This is a genomic window from Halodesulfurarchaeum formicicum, from assembly GCF_001886955.1.
In the GTDB taxonomy this organism is placed as follows: Archaea; Halobacteriota; Halobacteria; order Halobacteriales; family Halobacteriaceae; genus Halodesulfurarchaeum; species Halodesulfurarchaeum formicicum.
The window spans coordinates 1,522,324-1,541,321 of record NZ_CP016804.1; the positions used below are offsets into that span (position 1 = coordinate 1,522,324).

Sequence of the window (18,998 nt, forward strand, 5' to 3'; positions counted from 1 at the left end):
CTCCAACGGCCGACCAATGGAGTACGGCCGCCTGGTGGAGTTGTACGCGGAGCTCTCGGCGACAGAAGCGAACACGGAACAGACGGCGCTGATCGCACGCACGCTGACAGCGCGGCCCGAGACAGTCGAACTGCTCGTCACCCTCCTGCAGGGCCGGCCGTTCGTGGCCTGGGACGATCGGGATCTGGGCGTCTCCTCGAGTCTGACCAGAACGGCCATCGCGAAAGCGACCGGCCACAGCGAGGCACAGATCGAGGAGTGGTGGCGCGAGACGGGCGACCTGGGGAGCGCGGCCGCGAGAGCGATCGAAAACGACCGGCAACAGACCCTCTTCGGCCAGTCCCTGACCGTCGAGGGAGTCCAGGACACCCTCGAAGCCATCGCGGCCTACGATGGGGCGGGAAGCCAGGAACGGAAAGTCGATGCGATCGCCGGGCTGCTCTCCGACGCCGAGCCCGAGACGGCCCAGTACCTCGTCCGGACCGTCCTCGAAAACCTCCGCATCGGCGTCGGTGAGGGGACGATCAGGGACGCGATCGCCCAGGCCTTCCTCGGGGGGAGCGAGGCCGACATCGCGGCTGTCGAGCGGGCCTATCAGGTCACGAACGATTACCGGACGGTCGCAGCAGTCGCCCGTGGTTCAGGTGTGGAAGGATTGGCGGAACTCGAAATCCAGGTCGGCCGGCCGATCGCCGTGATGCTCGCTGAGAAGGCCGAATCGGTGCGCACGGGAATGGACCGTGTCGCTCCCGACGGGCCCGTCCTCGCGGAGTACAAGTACGACGGGATGCGAGCCCAGGTCCACGTCGACGGAGCGGACGTCACGGTCTTTACCCGCCGGCTGGCCGACGTCACGGCACAGTTCCCGGACGTGGTCGCGGCCGTCCAGGAGCACGTCGACGCCGAACAGGCAATTCTGGAGGGCGAGATCGTGGGGTACGATCCCGAAACGGGCGGGACCCTTCCGTTCCAGACCCTCTCGAAGCGCATCAAGCGCAAGTACGACCTGCAGGCCACGAAAACGGAGATCCCAGTAACCCTGCTGCTCTTCGACGCGATGTACGTCGAGGAGTCGCTACTTGAGGCCCCGCTCACGCAACGGCTCGACCGGCTCGAATCGGTTCTCACGGAGTCCACCCAGGAGATCGAACGGGCCCGAAACTGCATGAGCGAGGACCCGGCGGCCATCGAAGCCCTCTACGAGGACGCGTTAGCGGCGGGCCAGGAGGGCATCATGGTGAAGAACCCGGCGGCGACCTACCAGCCCGGGAACCGGGTGGGCTACATGATGAAGGTAAAGCCCACACTGGAGACCCTCGATCTGGTGGTCACCCGGGCGACCTACAGCGAGGGGCGGCGGTCGAACCAGCTCGGGCGGCTCTACCTGGGCTGTCGAGACGCGAGCGGCGAATTCAAGGAAGTCGGCCGGCTCTCGACGGGTTTCACCGACGAGGAACTCGCCACCGTCACCGAGCGACTGGAGCCACTGATCGTCGAGACCGAGGGCCGGGACGTGGTCCTCGACCCGGAACTCGTCCTGGAGGTCGAGTTCGAGGAGATCCAGGCCTCCCCCGAGTACGACTCGAGCTATGCGCTTCGCTTCCCGCGGTTCGTCGGGTTCCGGGACGACCTCGCCGTGAGCGACGTGGACACGCTCGACCGGGTCGAACGGCTCTACGACCAGTAGCATGGCCGACAAGCGAGCCGATCGGTGAGACATGTTTTATTACCCGCGCGGGTGCAGTCCCACGGGATGGCAGCCTGTCCCCGGGAGGCGGTGACCTGAGATGGTCGAGGAGCTTTCGGGTCACGAGTTCGCACAGTTCCTCGCGACCATCTGGGAACGCCGGGACTGGCAAACCGAGGTCACCGAGCGCGGCGAGCAGTTCCTGGTCGCGGGTGATCAGCCGGATGGCACCCGCGGTCTCATTCTGGTGTTTCCCGGCCAGGAGCCAGTCGACGCCGAAGCAGTCCGGGCGCTGGTGACCCTCCAGGAGCAGAAATCCCTCGACGTGCCGGTCGCGGCGACCCAGGGCACGTTCACCGATGCGGCCCACCAGGTTGCCAGGGACAACGGCCTGCACCTGGTCGATCCGAGCGTCGTCGAGGAGACCGCCTCGGCCGAGGGCTTCGAGGACTTGCTCGCGGAGTACACGTCACGGGGCCTGTCGAGTCGGTTGCTCGGCCTGCTTCCGGCCGTCGGCCGCCCCTCGCTCCCCACGGTCGATCTGCCGACCCCGAGCCTGGGCGGTGGGCGACGGCTCCTCGGTCTCGGGGCGCTCTTCCTGATCGTCCTGCTGGCAGGGGGCCTCCTGACGGGCGCCCTGGGAGGAGTTCCGGGGCTGGACCTCGGCCTCGGTGGCGGTGGGTTCAGCATGACGGCGGTCTCGTTTACGCAGGCCGAGAACGCCTCGGTCGGGGTCCAGTGGGACGCCAGAACCCAGCAGGCAGTCGTGGGCCCGAACGGGACCCGATTCGAGCCGGGCAACGACACGACCTTTCTAATCGTCCAGTTCAACGCGACGAACCCGACCGAAGCGACACAGGTCCTCCGGGAACGGGACTTCGCGGTTGCCACCGGCGAGAAGCGATACGGCCCGCAGTATCTCCAGGGGGCGGTCGGACAGCCACCGGTCGTCCTCGATGCCGGGGAGACAGCCCGGGGATACGTCGTCTTTGCCGTTCCAGCGGGGACCGAGTCGGCGACACTGCTCTCCCGGCCCGGGGCCGAAGCCACGCCGATCACCTTCGAGCGGGATCGCTCGATCGAGTTTCAGGTCAGTCGCGGCTAACCGGGGTTTCGAAGTCCTTTTGGGGGTACACGGCGGAGTATCGATAACTCGCTGGACGGCGGGCACCAGTGGGCGCCCGAGATATCGGGACGGGATGTGACCCGAGAGGGTTGAACCACCAACGCCCGCGGGTAACAATGACACGAAGCGCCTACTCGTACATCAAGGAGGCCTGGCGGGACCCCGACGACGGGAAACTCGCCGAGCTACAGTGGCAGCGCAAACAGGACTGGCGATCGCAGGGCGCCATCGAGCGCATCGAGCGCCCGACCCGGCTCGACAAGGCCCGGGACCTGGGATATAAGGCAAAGCAGGGAGTCGTCCTGGCACGCGTTAGCGTGCGCAAGGGCGGCGCTCGGAAGTCCCGGTTCACGGCCGGCCGGCGCTCGAAGCGCACCGGCGTCAACCGACTGGGTCGCAAGAAGAATCTCAAGCGCATCGCCGAGGAGCGGGCGACGCGGAAGTTCATCAATCTCCGAGTCCTCAACTCCTACTGGGTCGGCGAAGACGGCAGCCAGAAGTGGTTCGAAGTGATCCTCCTGGATCCGAACCACCCCGCAATCGAGAACGACGACGACCTGAACTGGATCTGTGACGACGCCCACGAGAACCGTGCCCTCCGCGGGCTGACCACGGCCGGCGACCGGGGGCGCGGCATGCTCAAGCGCGGGACGGGCTCCGAGCACACGCGCCCGAGTGTGGGTTCCCGCGACTAACTCCGGTTCCGTTTTCTCGGTTGCCAGCGCCGAACAGCCTCGGCTCGAAACGTGCCCCTACGTGGACGTTTATCCCTGACTAGTTCGTATCTTAACATATGACAGACGTGGACGAACCACTCGCGGACGTTACCCCGGACGATCTCGTGCCACGGATCCGGTCGGCAGGGGTCGCCGGCGCCGGTGGGGCCGGCTTTCCCGCCTACGCGAAGTGGGACCGATTCGACGAGGTCGACGCGGTGATGATCAACCACCAGGAGAGCGAACCGAACTTCCTCAAGGACAGGCATCTCGGCCGGGAGCACGCCGACGAACTCGCCGCGTTGATCGGCTGGCTGCTCGAATCGGGGGTCTCGACGGTCGTCATCGGGACGAAAGAAGCCTACCGGGGCGTCTGGCTGGGAGCCCTCGAAGAACAACTCGACGCCGCCGTCCTGTCACCGGAGGAACTCCCCATCGACGTCGAAACGGCCCCATCGGTCGTCATCGCTTGCACGCCGGATCGGTACGAGTACGGGATGGAGAGTGTCCTCCTGCGGGAGGTCACGGGAGTCACCATCGGGTCGGACCTGCCCCTGGATCACGGCTGGCTCGTCCAGAACACCGAATCGATGTACAACATTTACCGGGCCCTCGCGGCGGAACGACCCGTGACCCGCAAACTGGTCCACGTAGATGGTGACACCCCGCGACACCGGTTTCTCGACGTGCCGATCGGGACGCCGGCGACCGATCTGCTGGCCCAGGCGGGCCGGCCAGGCGGCCCCGGCGAGAGCGAAATCCTCGCGGATGGGGGCCCGGGCTGGAGCTTCGAGATCGAGGCGCGCCCGGCGGAGTTCGGCGTCCGCAAGCGGACGAACTGCCTGCTAATCGTCGACGAGAACCTGGCCGCGGAGAACACGCTTGGCGGCGGCCGGATCAACATTCTCGGCCCCCAGGCCTGGAAGAGTCGCACCTTCGAAACCGAGCCGGAGCAAATCGTTCCAGACACCGTCCGGATTCCCCTGCTCACGAACGAACGCCTCGAGGGCCTGGTCACGCGGAGTCGGCCTGTCGTGGTCCCTGGCGAGCGGGTCGAGCAGGGGGACCTGATCGCCGAGCCGGCCCAGGAGGGCATCAGCAACCCACAGCACGCCTCGATCGACGGGGAAGTCGCGGCGGTCACGCGGAGCCATGTAACCATCGAGCGGGTCTGACACATCCACGCATCTTTGAGGCCGGCCGGCCAACCCACCAGTAATGGCCGCCGATCCACTTGCCGTGGCCGTGTTCACCGTCCTCCCCCTCACGGTGCTCGCGGGCGGGTTCGTCCTGACAGTCTGGGGCGCGGTCGTCCGTGAACGGCGGCTCCTGATCGGCTCGCTTTTGCTCGGACTCATGGGCGCCCACCAGGTGACCGAAGTCTGGCTGCTGCTCACCGGGGCGAACCCGCTCGGGAACGTCCTGGGCGAGGTCTTCGAGACGAGTGTGAACCTGCTCGCGGTGCTCACGGTGGGGGTCCTGGGCCGGCGGCTCCAGGTCGAACAGCGAAAACGCGAGCAGCAGGCCGTCGTGACCCGTGAACTTGGCGCGGGCCCGATTCCGGGAGCGGCGGACCAAGACACCGACAGAAAACACCGCAGCCTGCTGGGGCCGGCGACGTTCCAGCTGCCGGTAGTCGGCCGCCTCGCCTCGTGGGCCTTTGTGAGCCTGCCGCTGGGCACGACAGCGACGCTCAACACGGTCATCGAGACGGCCACGCGGAATCTGCAAGTGACCTATCCGGCGATGAAAGTCGACCGGGAGGCGGTCCCCGAACGTACCGTGTTTGCGGAGGCGACGACCCTCGTGGACATCACCGAGACGATTCTGAAACAACTCGTCCTGTACAACGATTCGAGCGAGCCCGAGATCCGGATCCGTGTGAGGACCGAGGGGTCACGGGCGATCGTCGAGATTAGCGACAACGGGCCGGCGCTCCCGGCAGCGGTCAGCGAGCAGTTGACCGGGCGGGCGACCGAGGCTGCGCGGCCGGACCTCGAACTCGGTCCGGTCCACGCGTTGCTCGAACAGTGGGGCGGCTCCATCGACGTCACGGACTCGACCGTGGAACTCACGCTGCTCCGTCCCTATCCACGTGACAGAAAGTAGCGCGGCGACGCGCGCTGTCTAGCCCCGATCGTCTCAGCGTTCCGTCGCGTCGAACTGTTCACGATCCCAGGCGACGAAGGCTCTCGCGAACGAGCAGACAGCCGCGTACACTCCTTCAGCATCGTCGGCCGAGCCGACCGCCTCGGAGAAGTCCGCGAGCCACGCGAGGTGATCGATCATCTCCCCCTGAACCGCGAGCAGTTCCTCGCTCGGCTGGGAGTCACCGGTAGCCTGCCGCGCAGCGAGGCGGGCCATGAACTCGAACTCCGCGGCGACGTGGTCGGGGATTCCCTCACCGCGTTCTGGGGTGAAGTTCGCGCGATCGTAGAGCGCGGCGACGGATTCGGCCGGGTCGCCGAAGAGTTCCCCGGCGGTCCCGACCTCGTGATACGCCGCGTCCGAGTCGTAGGCCTCACTCGGCTCTGTCGCGTGGCCAGAGGCAAACGGCGGCACGTAGTAGGGACCCGGCACGACAAAGAGGTTGTCGTAGCCGACCTGAAGGGCGTCCTGATCGAGGTCGGTCCGTGTCAGCACCGCCGTGTCAGGAGCTCCCGGCAAGACGCCGGCGAAATCCGCGAAGACCCCTGTCTCCAGGGCCTCCGCAAGCGCCTCGGTGTCCCCGTCGAAGGCCCGTGAGAGCAGATCGTAGAGGTCCGCGCGGGCCCGAGCGAACTCGGCGGCGACAGTCCCCTCACTCATTGTTCACGTCGGGTGATCTCCACGTGGGTGTCATATTGTGACTGTGCGCCACCGATCGGGTCAGACGGTCCAACGTCGCCAGTTGTCGTGTCGACCGGCGCGAGGTGGTTGACGGCGAAGCCGGCGTCCCGTCCCTTCGCGTACCCGGCCTCCTCAGTCATCGGCGTGTCGAACTCGTAAGGGGAGTGGCCGTAGCGGTCGTTGGCCGGGGCAATCGCTTCGTCGTCGACGGTTCGTTCCACTGCACCGTCGCCGTGTCGACCCCAGCCCCACATGGTGCCGACGACGCCTGGCCGGATGCCCTCGGTGACCATCGCGATCCCTTCGACTGTCTTCCGTCCGGCGTCGATTTCGATTGTATCGCCGTTCTCGATGCCCCTGGGGTCGGCGTCGTCTGGGTTCATCCAGACCGGGTTTTCGGGGCGTGTCTCCCGGAGCCAGGGGGCGTTCTGGGTCCGTGTCATCCCCTGGGTTCGTGGCTTCCAGTTGATGAGATGAAGCGGACGCTCTGGCTCGGTGTCACTCGTGACTGGCGTGAGGACATCACCGTTGAAGTGTGTCACGTCGGTAACCTTCGGGAGTGGGTCGAAGTGGGTGCCGTCGTAGGCGTCTTTCCCCACTGGCATGATCTCGTTGAAGAAGGTCACCTCGCCGTCGAGGCGGTACCGCATCTTGTCCCCGACGTAGGCGTTCGAAGGGTCGTACCGCTCGGCATAATCGTAATCGAAGCCGTGCTTCTCGAAGGCCTCGGCGTAGTTCGGGATCGGCTCCTCGAAGCGGCCACCACGGTTGAGGACGGTGACGACCTTCCGCCACTCCTCGGGTTTGACCTTCCCCTTCCACGCCTCGTAATCGAAGAACTCGCCGAGGCCCGTCTCGTGGGCCTCCCGGAAGGCCTGCAGTTCGTCGTCGTCGGCGTCCGGCACGGGACCTTCCTCGTAGGGGAAACTCTCGCGGTCCAGTCCCGGCGGGAGTGAGTTGCTCTGCTCGAGGGCGGCGCGATCCGGATCCAGGGTCTTGGTCTGGAAAGCCAGGTTCGCGGTCATCTTGAGGTAGAAGTCCTCCGGATCGTGAAGTGGCCAGGTGTCCCCGTTCTGGTCGATGATCGCGTCCTCGCCGACGCCCGGCATCGATTCGCCGGTCGTCGTCTCCAACTCCTTCAGCAGGTCGATGAGGACCTGCTCGGAGAGTTTCGTGTCGGGCAACACCCTCACGGCCGGGTGGCTGATCTTGTCGTCCGCCAGGCGCTTGTTCGGGTAGGTGCCGAAGTTCTCCCACCGCTCCAGGTAGGTCGGCTCGGGCAGGATGTAATCGGCGTTCTCGCTCATCTCGCCGATGACGGTGTCGAAGGCCACCAGGAGTTCGATAGCGTCCTCGTCGCGCAGCGCGTCGGTAATGTTGTCCCCACCAGCCGCCGCCATGACGTGGTTCTCGGAGTAGGTCCGCAGGAACAGCGCGTTGATGGAGTAGGGATACTCGTCCTGAGCGCTGTGATAGATCTCCTGAACCTGATGCTGGGGGGCGAGGCGGAACCAGGGACGTTCCGCGGGGTAGGGATCACCGTCCTCGTCCGGGAACAGTCGGGTGCCCTCGAAGTCCTCGGCGTTGTGGAGCGCCCGGGTGATCGGCAGCCCCCATGGCGTGCGGCCGTCGGGGACGTTTCCGAGCTGATAGCGGCCGCCCATGGTGCCATAGCTCGCGTACGGTGTAATCTGGCCCCCTTTCCAGTCGAAATTGCCGATGAGGTGCTGCAGCGTCGCGATGGCTCGGGTGTTGTAGAAGCCGTTCGTGTGCATCGACGGCCCGCGATACTGCATGATCGCGGCCCGCTTGCCGTGGCTCGTGAACTCGTCGGCGATGGTCTCGATCTGGGATGCCGGGACCCCGGCCATCTCGGCGTACTCCTCGAGGCTGTGTTCGAAGACCCGCTCCCGGTAGAGCGTGAAGACACTCTTGACCGACGTTCCCTCGATGGTCGTATCGACCGCCAGTGTGCCCGTCTCGGCCTCACCAGCCGGGACAGCCTCGCCGGTCTTCGCGTCCAGGACGGCCCGGTCGCCTTCGACGCCCAGCGCCTCGGCCGCTTTGGTCTTTGCCTTCGGCGTGGTGGTCGGATCCCCGTCGGCGATCACGAGGTGGGTGGCGTCGCTGAAGGTGGTCTCGCCGTCCGCTCCCGCGGGACCGTCGGCGGGATTGGTCAGGTAGCCCTCGTCGTACCGCTCGTGTTCGAGTATCCACCGGGCCATCCCCATCGCCAGCGCGCCGTCAGCCCCCGGCTTGACCGGGACCCAGGTGTCCGCCTTCTCCGCGGTCTTGGACATCCGGGGATCGACCACGTCCATCCGCATGCCGGATTCGATCGCGTTGGTGAGTTTCGGGGCCAGCCAGGTCGGACCCTTGTTCGAGACCATCGGGTTGGTCCCCCAGACCAGCAGGTACTCCGTGTTCTCGATGTCCGGGTACTGGCGCTTTTTCGTGTTCGCGTGGGACCGGACGTTCCCGAGGACCGAGGAGAATCCACAGACACCGGCGTGATGGTGGCTGTTGATCGAGCCCAGCGAGCCCTGGAACATCCGCGCCCGGATCAGGAACCGTCGGAACCCACCGACGTCGACGATCTGGTTGGCCGTGGGTCCGAGTTCCGGGATGTCCGTATCGATCAGTTTGTCCTCGTACTTGGCCTCGAATTCGGCGTCGCTGAGTTGTTCCCTGTCGGCCATGACCTGCTCCTCGGGGACGTAATCCCACATCTCAGCGAGGCCGCGATGGCCGAGGTCCTCGTCGCCGTGGACGATCTCCTGGATCGCCTGGTCCCACGAGATGGTCTTCCAGGTGTCACTACCCCGTTCGCCGACGCGTTTCATCGGTTTCCGGACCCGATAGGAATCGAAGGCCGTCTGGATGCCAGCCTGCCCCTTCAGGCACATGCGACCCGCGTTGAGCGACCAGCGGTCCGTCGAGATGTCGCCGGTCCCCTCCAGGTCGCCAGTGGCGACGGAGGTGAAGTCGCTGTCGTAGGGCACCTGCGCGAAGGGCTGGGTGTTCAAAAACGAGTAGGGGTTGCCGGCGAGTTTCCGAACCAGCGAGGTGTACGTCGAGTTCTCGGATCCGCCGTCGTCCAGTCGGACCTTGATCGGGCAGAACGTATTGCACTGCCCACAGGTCGTGTGAATGACGTCACTCGCGTCGTACTCGTCGTAGTCGGTACCCACGTAGTGCTGGGTCTCGTCCTCGAACAGCGACGAGAAGTCCAGTTCGCCGGCCGCGCCACCGGCGGACAGCGCGGTGAAGCCGCCAGCCGCCTTCACGAATTCGCGCCGTGACACGTTCGGTTCGTCATCGGGTCGGTCGTCTGTGCTCATGAGTTATCCTCCTCAGTTAGCGGGGTCAACGGCAGTACTTCAGCGCCGAGCGTATAGATCAGGAGCCCGACGGCGACGATTCCGAAGCTCGTGGCCCACTCGGTGAGCGACGGCAGATAATCACCGGCTGGGAGTCCCTCCATGACCGGGTTCACCAGCGGTGGGACGACGATGTTGAACCGGACACCGACGATCCCGATGACGACCGAGAGTCCGGCGATCACCATCAACATCGGCCGGCGCCGCCAGGACCGACGGCTCGTCAGGATGAGGGGTACCACCCACCCCAGTCCGACCATCACGATCCAGAACGACCAGGCCATCTTGCCCAGGGCGATCGTGAGCCACGCGCTCAAGTGGGCGCCTTCCAGCGACATCACGCCGATCAGGGCCTCGATCGCGGTGAAGGCCGCATCGATCAGCACGAAGCCGAGCAACAACTGGCCCAGCCGGTCGAGGAGGTCCAAATCGACCGGTTTTCCCTCGAAGAGCTTTCGACGCAACACATAGACGGCCATGACCAGTGCGGTCCCGGAGAGCAGGGCCGAAACGACGAAGATGACCGGGAAGAGGCCACTGTTCCAGTAGGCCCGGGCTTTCACGCCGGCGAAGAGAATCCCCGTCCCGCCGTGGACGAAGAAGATGGCCAGCGGAATCCCGAGGATACCGATGCGTTTGAGCCACGAGCGGTCGGTCTGGATGGCACTCTCACTCAGGCTGGTGCGGCCCAGCGTGAGCAGCCCGGCGATTCGGGCCCGCAGTCCGGACGCGTGATTCGAGACCCGGACCAGATCGGCCCGCATCGAGAAGTATAGTTCGGCAGTCAACACGCCGATGTAGGCCACGTAGGCGTGCACTTCCCAGGACAGTGCCGAGGTGAGCTGCCGCCAGATGAAGGGGAAGTACATCCGCTCCATCCGGCCGAGGTCGATCCAGACGAACAACATCGCGACGACCATGGCGATGATCGCCGCGAACAGCGCGTCGCGATCGATCTTCTCCATCCCCTCCATCTCGAAGACGTTCGCGAGGGTACTCACGAGGAAAGCGCCCGCCGAAAGCCCGATGAAGTAGATGTAGAAGGCCACCCAGGCCCCCCACGGGGTGATCGAGGTGAGATTCGTGGTCGCCATGCCCCCGACGATGCGCTGGTAAGTCGCGTATGCACCGACCAGGAGCGTGAGGACCAGCAGTCCGTACCACGCGATCCGGATCCGATTGTCTTCGAAACCCGGATTGAAGTTCGGAAGTGAGCTTGCAGTCGCCATTGTCACTTGAGGTAGTACACGTTCGGGTCGTTGCCCGTGTGCTCTTTCAGCTGTGTAGCCCGGGTGGAATCGGCCATCCTGGAGACCTCGCTGTCCGGATCGTTCAGGTCTCCGAAGTTCCGGGCGTCGCCGATGCAGGTCTCCACGCAGGCGGGTTCCTCGCCCCGTCCGAGCCGGTGATAGCAGAAGCTACACTTTCGGGCGTTGGCCATCGGTGATTCGCCCTCCTCGCGGGCCCCTCGATCGACGCCGTACTCCGGACTGGTCACTTCGCCGGCGCCCATGACCTCGTCCTCGTAACTCCCACCGAAGTCGAGGTACCGAGCCCCGTACGGGCACGCGATCATACAGTACCGACAGCCGATACAGCGGTCGTAATCGATGTTGACGATCCCGTTCTCCATCTTGTAGGTCGCGCTGACCGGGCAGACCTGGACACAGGAGGGCTTCTCACACTGCATGCAGGGGCGGGGGATGTTCGTCCGGGTCGTGTTGGGAAACTCCCCGTGCTCCTCCTCCATGACGACGTTGTATGTGACCCCGGGCGGGGTGCGGTTCTCCGCCTTGCAGGCCACCGTACACGAATCACAGCCGACACACTTCTGCAGGTCGATCACCATGCCCCATCGAACGTCTCCCTCCTCCGGGGTCTCGATCTGTTCGGCGACTGCGTCCATCGAGTCCACCGAACAGGAGAGCTGGTCAGCCGCCGGCTCGTCGATGGTCTGGCAGCTTCCACCCTTGTCCACGGCCGGGTTCGGGGTCTCAGTATACTCCGCCCCGAACTCGGCTCTGGCCTGCTCGTCGTACGTCGCCCAGAAGGACTCACTCGAAAGTGACCCACTGGAGACTCGTTTGGCGTCCTCGGCCATGGCGAGCCCGAGCTCCGTCGAGTACGCGACCTCGGCCAGTGTCTCCTCGGGGTCCGCCCGCTCGGCCTCTACCATTTCGTCCATCCGGGCCCGATCGAGGTCGGGTACGCCCGGAGCGCCGTCGACGCTCATCGCGACCCTCCCGGCGGTCGCGTGTCGGTTCGACGTGGTTCGGTCAGTGAGTGCATACAGAGCAATCATCGGGATCCAGGCCCCTGAGCGGTCGACCAATATAGATAGGTTCAGCGTGAGGGGTTTCGCTGCCTTAAAAAGAACGGGCCAATAGGTATTGGACCGGAGGCGACGAGCCTATACTCTCGGCGGCTCAAGTCGCGTGCAGTACACGTGTTCCCGCTTGACGGCCTCGTCATCCTGACCTCGATCGGGCTCCGGCTTATCGGACTGGGGTACTCGGTCTACCTGTTGTATCAGGTCGAAGACCGCCGGTTCGGGTTCTTCACGTTAATGTTGGGGCTGATGGCATCACGACAGATCTTGAGCTATCAGACTGGTACCTCCGGCATCGACGAACTGCCAGGATTGGTCGTCAGCGTCCTCGCCGTGCTCACTGTCTACTACCTCTCGGAGTACGTCGAGCAGGAGCAAACGATCAGGGAGACGATCGAAGCGACCAACGACCGCCTCCGGACCTTCGAGAAAGCCATCGAACACGCGGGCCACGCGATTTTCATCACCGAGCCCGACGGCACGGTCACCTACGCGAACCGCGCCGTCGAATCGGTCACCGGGTACACCCGGGGCGAGGTCATCGGACGAGACCCCTCGATGTGGAAGTCGGGCTATCACGATCCAGCCTTCTACCGGGAGATGTGGGAGACGATCGAGGCGGGGTCGATCTGGGAGGGACAGATCGTTAACGAGACCAAATCCGGTGCGGAGGTCTGGGTCGATATGACGATCGCACCCATCGTCGGTGACTCGGGGGCCGTGGAGAAATACGTGGCCGTCGACACCGACATCACCGATCGGCGGGAACGCAAGGAGCAAATTACCGAGCAGAAAGAGCGCCTGGCGACCCTGAACCGGACAAACGAGGTCCTCAGAGACATCAATCGCGAACTGGTAGAGGCCGATAGCCGGGCGGACATCGAGACCGCCGTCGTCGAGCAGTTCGCCAACTCGGACCAGTATGCCTTCGCTTGCCTCTCCGATCAGGCCGTCGACGCCGAGATGATCCGCCCCCGGGCGAAAGCCGGAATCGACGACACAGACATGGAGGAGCTCATCGCGGCCATCAACGACCTCGAGGGCGCTGACCCGCTTCGGACGGCGGCCCGGACCGGAACCGTCCAGATCAGCAGCTGTGCGGACCCCGAGGCCGAGTGGTGTGACCCGTGGCTCGATCGGGGGTACCGGGCGACCGTCGCCATCCCACTCACCTACGGCGACCGCCAGTACGGCGTGCTCTGTATCGGGACCGAGGCGGGAGATGCGTTTGAGGACATCGAAACGGCCGTCTTCGCCGAACTGGGCGAGACGATCGGGTACGCGATCAACGCCGTCGAGAGCAAGGAGGCGCTCCTGACCGACAGTGTGACCGAGATCGAGTTCCAGGTGACCGACCCATCCTACTTCCCAGTGGCCCTGACAGCGGACGGCGGGTCGATGGAACTCACCTGGATGACCCCCGGGACTGGCGACACGCTCGTCCAGTACTTCACGGTCACGGGACTCCAACCCGAAGCGATACGGGAATACGTGGCTGGGACCCCCAGCCTAACGGCCGTCGACATCCTCACCGAGGACGATGCCGAGCTCCAGGTTCGCTTCGAGGTACAGGAGTCCACCCTCGCACGACCGATCGGTGAGGCGGGGGGCGACCTCCGACACATCGAGGCCGCCGACGGTCGCGCCCGGTTGACAGTTCACCTCTCGCCGAACGCGAACGTCCGGGCCGTGATCGAGGGACTCCAGACCGATCATCCGTCGATCGAACTGCGGGCCCGACGCGAGACCGAGCGTCCGGCGCCAACCGCCGAGGAAGTCCGGACGACCATCGAAGAGTCACTGACAGATCGACAGCGGGAGGCGTTGCATACGGCTTTCATCGCTGGGTTCTTCGACTGGCCGCGGGAGAACTCCGGCGAGGAGATCGCCGAGACGATGGCGATCTCCCAATCTACCTTCCTCCAGCATCTGCGGACGGCCCAGAAGAAAGTGTTTGCAGTCCTCTTGCGGGACGAACCGGTCCGTTAGGCCCCACCGAGGACGTCGTCGATATCCTCGTGTTCGTGGATCTCAACGCCCTCGGTCGTGACCTCGGCGATGGTGATACCGTTGCCGCTGGCCGTATCCCGCTCGCTCGCGCTCTGGACGGCACGGGCCGCGATCTCGATACCTTCCTCGTGGGAGAGATCCTCGCGGTACTCCTGTTCGAGCACACCCATCGCGAACTGCATGCCGCTGCCGGTCACGACGTACTCGTCCTCGCTGAGCCCGCCCGCCGGGTCGATGCTGTAGACGTGTGGCCCGGTGTCGTCCACGCCACCGAGGATGGGATTGATCATGAAGAAGGGGCCACCACGCAGGAAATTCGAGGCCAGCGTCGCCAGGGCGTCGATCTTCATCGGCTTGTCCCGGCGTGCCTCATAGAGGTTCGCCTCGGCCCGGATCGAGCGGATGAACGACTGAGCGCCCCCGACGGAGCCGACCATGGTCAGGGCCGCGGTGTCGTGAACCTGCTCGACTTTGGTCACGTTCTTGTTCGAGACGACCCGGCCACCGAGACTCGCCCGCCGGTCGGTCGCGATCACGACCGAATCGGCGGTAGTGACGCCGATCGAGGTCGTCCCGGTCTCGGTGTGTTTGGTGTCTCCACCGGCCGACTCCCATTCGGGCAGCGACCCCAGTTCGGGCTCGTAGGGGTCCTCGACGTTCATTCTTCCTCCGTGACGGCCTCCAGGTGATCGGCGATTTCAGCCTCCGTGAGTCGGCGATAGGCTTCGGTCTCGGTCTCGATAGCGGCCAGCGCCAGTTCGCCGGCCGAAAGCGATTCCTCACGGATGTGGGAGAGTGCGCCCAGGGCCAGTTCGATCCCCTCATCCAGGGTGAGTTCCGGTGTCCAGTGTTCCTCCAGATAGTCCTGGATGTCCGAGCGATCCGCGCCGATGGCGACGGCTTTCCACTCGTTCGGCGTGCCACTGGGATCGGTCTCGAAGAGCCGGGGTTCCCCGTCGGAGACCCCACCGATCAGCAGGGCGGCCCCGAACGGGCGCACGCCGCCCATCTGGGTGTACTGCTGGATGTTGTCGGTCACGGCCTTGGTGAGGACTTCGACGCCGACTGGCTCCTCGTAGCGCAGTTCCTCGACCTGGGCCCGGCGACGGGCGAAGTCGATCAGTCGGCGCGCGTCGGCCACGTGGCCGGCGCTGGCGATGCCGACGTGATCGGCGACTTTGTGGAGTTTCTCGATGGAGTCCGGTTCCATGAGCTCCGAACGCGATCGTTTGTCGACCGCGAGGACCACGCCCTCCGCGGTTCGAACCCCGACAGAGGGAGTGCCCCGTTTGACTGCTTCGCGTGCGTACTCGACCTGGTAGAGCCGTCCGTCCGGGGAGAAGATGGTGATCCCGCGGTCGTAGGCCTGCTGCTGTTGACCCTGCATGTTCGTTCGCCCGAGTGTTACCACGGAGCGGGTAAAGGCCTGCCGGACCCGGAGCTTAGAAGTAGTTGATGCTCTCGGGCAGTTCGGTCTTCATGCCCTTGCGCTCGCGGATCTCGGTGATCTTCTCGGGCTGGAGGTTGTCGACCAGCACCCGGAAGCCGGCGTTCTCGGTGTTCCAGGAGGCACGGCCCTCGGTGGCCGAGCGAATGTCCGAGGAGAAGCCGATCATCTCTTCGACCGGGGCGATGCCCTCGACGACCATCAGGTCGCCTTCCTGATACATGTCATCCACCCGTCCCCGGCGACCCTGAATCTCGCCGGAAGCCGCGCCCATGTGCTCGGAGGGAACGTCGATCCGGACGTCCTGGATCGGTTCGAGCAGGCGGATCTCGGCGTCGATGAGCGCCCGGTGGACGGCCTCGCGCATGGCCGGAATGACCTGGGCGGGACCACGGTGAATGGCGTCCTCGTGGAGCCGCGCGTCGTGGAGTCGGATCAGCGCGCCCTCGACCGGTTCGGCCGCGAGCGGGCCGTCTTCGAGGGCTTCCTCCAGGCCCTCGATGATGAGCTCCATCGTCTCGTTGAGGTGCTGGATCCCCTTCGTGTCGTCGATGAAGACGTTCGTGCCGACGATCTCCTCGACGTTCTGGGAGGTCTCCTTCTCCATGCCCGCCTCCTGGAGGGCCTCACGGCGCTCCTGTTCGGGCATGTCCATCGAGGCCTCGCCGAGCTTGATCGTGTCGATCAGCTCGTCGCTGAGAGGTTCGACCGTGACGTAGAAGCGGTTGTGACGGTTCGGCGAGATGCCCTGGACCTCTTCGGACTCCTGGGTGGGGGCCTCACGGTAGACGACGATCGGTTCGCCCGTGCGAACCGGAATGCCCTGGTTGCGCTCGATGCGCTGGGTGATGACCTCCAGGTGGAGTTCGCCCTGCCCGGAGATCAGGTGCTCGCCGGTGTCCTCGTTGATCTCGACCCCGATGGTCGGGTCCTCCTTGGAGACCTGCTGGAGGACCTTGATCAGCTTGGGGAGGTCGTCCATCTTCTGGGCCTCGATGGACTTCGTGATGACCGGCTCGGAGATGTGCTCGATGGACTCGAACGGCGTCATCTCCACCGAGGAGACCGTCGATCCGGCGATCGCGTCCTTCAGGCCGGTGACCGAAGCGACGTTCCCGGCCGGAACCGAATCGACTTCCTCGCGTTCGCCGCCCATGAAGACCCCGACAGACTGGAGCCGGTTCTTGCCGGCCGTCCCGGAGACGTACAGCTCCTGGCCCTCACGGAGCGTCCCGGAGAAGACCCGCCCCGTGGCGATCTCGCCCGCGTGGGGGTCCATCGAGATGTCCGTGACCATGAAGACGACCTCGCCGTCCTTGTTGACCATCTGCATGTCCTCGGCCAGCTGGGTAGAGTCGTCCCCACGCCAGACGGTCGGAATCCGGTCGGGCTGGGCGTCGACCGGGTTGGGGAAGTGTTCGGCGACCATGTCGAGCACGACGTCGGAGAGCGGGGACTGCTTGTGGAGTTCGGCCCGCTTGTCGTTGCGCTCCATCTCGATGACGTCCCCGAAGTCGATGCCCGTCTCGGCCATCGACGGCGCGCTGATCGCCCAGTTGTAGAGTGCCGAGCCGAAGGCCACGGTGCCGTCCTGGACGCTGACCTTCCAGTTGTCCTCCTCGTAGCGTTCTTCGGCCATCCCGCGGATGAGCTCGTTGACGTCCCGAATGACCTCCTGGAGCCGCTCCTGCATCTCCTCGGGCCCCTCCTGGAGCTCGTTGATCAGGCGGTCGACCTTGTTGATGAAGAGTGCCGGCTTGACGTTCTCCCGCAGGGCCTGGCGGACGACCGTCTCGGTCTGAGGCATGGTACCCTCGACCGCGTCGACCACCACGAGCGCCCCGTCGACCGCGCGCATGGCACGGGTGACGTCGCCCCCGAAGTCGACGTGGCCCGGCGTGTCGATGAGGTTGATCAGGTAGTCCTTGTCCTGGTAGTTGTGTGTCATCGACACGTTCGCCGCGTCGATGGTGATGCCACGCTCCTGCTCGTCCTCCTCGGTGTCCATGGCGAGTTGCTCGCCGGCCAGGTCCTCGGAGATCATCCCGGCCCCAGCGAGGAGGTTGTCAGTCAGCGTGGTCTTTCCGTGATCGATGTGAGCGGCAATAGCGATGTTCCGGATCTGCTCCGGTTGGTCCATGAGCCGCTCACACTGTTCGACGATTTTCTTGCGTCGGCCCATTATTAATCCGTAGTATCAAGAGCAGGTTCAAAAGGGTAGTGTTTCCGATTGCGCGGCGATTCCCGCACAGATGGCATTGTGAGCCACTCACAATGCGAAACGGAGTACAGCGCTGCCGCTCTGCAGCCGGGAGAGAGAAAAGACAGAGAGTCTAGCGGGCCGCCGCCGCGACGCGCTCTTTCTCTTCTTTCTGGTTGACCGCGTAGGTCTGCACATCGCCTTCCGCAGCGCCGATGAGCTGCTGGGCGAGTGCCTCCTCGACGTCGGTCGGGGTCTTGAAGGACGCCCCATAGGTGCCCTCGGCGAGGAACTTCAGTGCCTGGTCGACCCGTCGCTGTGGACCCGTGTCCACGGCCTTGGGGACCGAGATGCCACCGTACTTCAGGCGGACGGTCTCCTCACGCGGGGCCGCGTTCTCGATGGCGCGGACCAGAATCTGCACCGGGCTTTCCTCGGTGCGCTCGTCGATCAGCTCGAAGGCCTCCTCGACGATCTTGAGGGTCTTCTGTTTCTTGCCGGTGTTCTCCTCGGTCTGCATCAGCCGGTTGGCCAGTCGCTCGACCACGGAGATCTCCGACTTCTTGAACTGCTTGGCCGCGTGTCGGCCCATGGTGTGGGCCACAGGAGTCACGCTGATGTACCGGCGAGTGCTCGGGTCCGTGTACTGGATACCGGTCACGTCCCACTTGCCGAAGAGCTCGGCAGAAACGGTCTCTTCTTCCTCCTCGACTTCCGGGTCCGTTTCGGCCTCGGTCTCGGCCTCGGGATCTGCTTCCTCGGACATGTTATCGCACCGGCTTCTCCGCGTTTCCGCGCACCAGTTCGATGAGCGAGACGCCGTTGACTTTCTCGACCTTGTAGTTGACACCGGAGAGGTCGCCCATCGAGCCACCCTTGGCCCCACCGATGCCGGCGATGGTGACCTCGTCGTGCTCGTCGATGAAGGAGATCGCGCCGTCGCCGGGGGCGAAGGCGGTGACCTGCTTGCCGTTTTTGATCAGCTGGACTCGCACGCACTTCCGGATCGCGGAGTTTGGCTGCTTGGCTTCGATGCCGACTTTTTCGAGGACGATGCCACGGGCCTGGGGTGCACCTTCCAGGGGGTCGGACTTGGTGCGAAGGCCTCGCTCCCGCCGCGCGTAATCGGAGTCGGACCACCGGTGGTTCTGGCGGTCCTTCTTGAGTTTGCGGGCGGCGTACTTGCCGTTCGACATACGCTCGGTTAACCCACCCATGTACTTAAACTCGGCCTTTCACACCCACCTTTTTCGCGGGCCTGACGGCCCGCCAAA

At 64.9% G+C, this 18,998-nt stretch carries 15 protein-coding genes; 6 read left to right on the forward strand and 9 right to left on the reverse strand.

The features are described 5' to 3' along the window. The first annotated feature begins 16 nt into the window (after nucleotides 1-16). The 5 genes from HSR6_RS07925 (at nucleotide 17) to HSR6_RS07945 (ending at nucleotide 5,638) form a co-directional block, all read left to right on the forward strand. On the forward strand, nucleotides 17-1,687 hold the full coding sequence (locus HSR6_RS07925; protein ID WP_071933291.1) for an ATP-dependent DNA ligase: 1,671 nt from the start codon (nucleotides 17-19) through the stop codon (nucleotides 1,685-1,687). 100 nt (nucleotides 1,688-1,787) lie between these two features. Continuing rightward, the gene (locus HSR6_RS07930) at nucleotides 1,788-2,792 is read left to right on the forward strand and encodes a restriction endonuclease (RefSeq protein WP_070365367.1); all 1,005 of its coding nucleotides are present in this window, start codon (nucleotides 1,788-1,790) and stop codon (nucleotides 2,790-2,792) included. Nucleotides 2,793-2,929: 137 nt separating this feature from the next. After that, nucleotides 2,930-3,508 (forward strand): 50S ribosomal protein L15e, encoded by a 579-nt coding sequence (locus HSR6_RS07935; protein ID WP_070365368.1) that lies wholly within the window; start codon nucleotides 2,930-2,932, stop codon nucleotides 3,506-3,508. Between the two features lie 98 nt (nucleotides 3,509-3,606). After that, nucleotides 3,607-4,704, forward strand: coding sequence for an NADH dehydrogenase (locus tag HSR6_RS07940; RefSeq protein WP_070365369.1), 1,098 nt, complete (start codon nucleotides 3,607-3,609; stop codon nucleotides 4,702-4,704). Between the two features lie 43 nt (nucleotides 4,705-4,747). Further along, nucleotides 4,748-5,638, forward strand: a complete 891-nt coding sequence (locus HSR6_RS07945; protein ID WP_071933292.1) for a histidine kinase — start codon at nucleotides 4,748-4,750, stop codon at nucleotides 5,636-5,638. A gap of 33 nt (nucleotides 5,639-5,671) precedes the next feature. On the opposite strand, the gene HSR6_RS07950 is transcribed toward HSR6_RS07945, so the two are convergent. Genes HSR6_RS07950 through HSR6_RS07965 form a run of 4 tightly spaced genes read right to left on the reverse strand, consistent with a single transcriptional unit; the run spans nucleotide 5,672 to nucleotide 11,971 of the window. Then, the gene (locus tag HSR6_RS07950; protein ID WP_071933293.1) at nucleotides 5,672-6,337 is read right to left on the reverse strand and encodes a TorD/DmsD family molecular chaperone; all 666 of its coding nucleotides are present in this window, start codon (nucleotides 6,335-6,337) and stop codon (nucleotides 5,672-5,674) included. Further along, nucleotides 6,334-9,699, reverse strand: coding sequence for a molybdopterin-dependent oxidoreductase (locus HSR6_RS07955; RefSeq protein WP_070365372.1), 3,366 nt, complete (start codon nucleotides 9,697-9,699; stop codon nucleotides 6,334-6,336). Before HSR6_RS07955 ends, HSR6_RS07950 begins: the two co-directional genes overlap by 4 nt. After that, entirely contained in the window at nucleotides 9,696-10,967 is a 1,272-nt protein-coding gene (gene nrfD / locus HSR6_RS07960) for an NrfD/PsrC family molybdoenzyme membrane anchor subunit (RefSeq protein ID WP_070365373.1), read from the reverse strand. The genes HSR6_RS07955 and nrfD overlap by 4 nt, the downstream gene beginning before the upstream one ends. Nucleotides 10,968-10,969: 2 nt before the next feature. Then, on the reverse strand, nucleotides 10,970-11,971 hold the full coding sequence (locus tag HSR6_RS07965) for a 4Fe-4S dicluster domain-containing protein (protein ID WP_070365950.1): 1,002 nt from the start codon (nucleotides 11,969-11,971) through the stop codon (nucleotides 10,970-10,972). A 213-nt stretch (nucleotides 11,972-12,184) separates the two neighbouring features. On the opposite strand from HSR6_RS07965, the gene HSR6_RS07970 reads away from it, so the two are divergent. Further along, nucleotides 12,185-14,056, forward strand: coding sequence for a bacterio-opsin activator domain-containing protein (locus tag HSR6_RS07970; protein WP_070365374.1), 1,872 nt, complete (start codon nucleotides 12,185-12,187; stop codon nucleotides 14,054-14,056). On the opposite strand, the gene psmB is transcribed toward HSR6_RS07970, so the two are convergent. From psmB to HSR6_RS07995, 5 genes are all read right to left on the reverse strand, one after another. Beyond that, complete coding sequence (gene psmB / locus HSR6_RS07975) at nucleotides 14,053-14,739, reverse strand: archaeal proteasome endopeptidase complex subunit beta (RefSeq protein WP_070365375.1); 687 nt, start codon at nucleotides 14,737-14,739, stop codon at nucleotides 14,053-14,055. The genes HSR6_RS07970 and psmB overlap by 4 nt on opposite strands. Further along, nucleotides 14,736-15,464, reverse strand: coding sequence for an archaeal proteasome endopeptidase complex subunit alpha (gene psmA, locus HSR6_RS07980; RefSeq protein ID WP_070365376.1), 729 nt, complete (start codon nucleotides 15,462-15,464; stop codon nucleotides 14,736-14,738). The genes psmB and psmA overlap by 4 nt, the downstream gene beginning before the upstream one ends. 55 nt (nucleotides 15,465-15,519) lie before the next feature. Continuing rightward, nucleotides 15,520-17,706 (reverse strand): elongation factor EF-2, encoded by a 2,187-nt coding sequence (locus HSR6_RS07985; protein ID WP_070365377.1) that lies wholly within the window; start codon nucleotides 17,704-17,706, stop codon nucleotides 15,520-15,522. A 151-nt stretch (nucleotides 17,707-17,857) separates the two neighbouring features. After that, complete coding sequence (locus HSR6_RS07990; protein WP_070365378.1) at nucleotides 17,858-18,490, reverse strand: 30S ribosomal protein S7; 633 nt, start codon at nucleotides 18,488-18,490, stop codon at nucleotides 17,858-17,860. Between the two features lies 1 nt (nucleotide 18,491). After that, the gene (locus HSR6_RS07995) at nucleotides 18,492-18,920 is read right to left on the reverse strand and encodes a 30S ribosomal protein S12 (protein WP_070365379.1); all 429 of its coding nucleotides are present in this window, start codon (nucleotides 18,918-18,920) and stop codon (nucleotides 18,492-18,494) included. Nucleotides 18,921-18,998 lie beyond the last annotated feature (78 nt).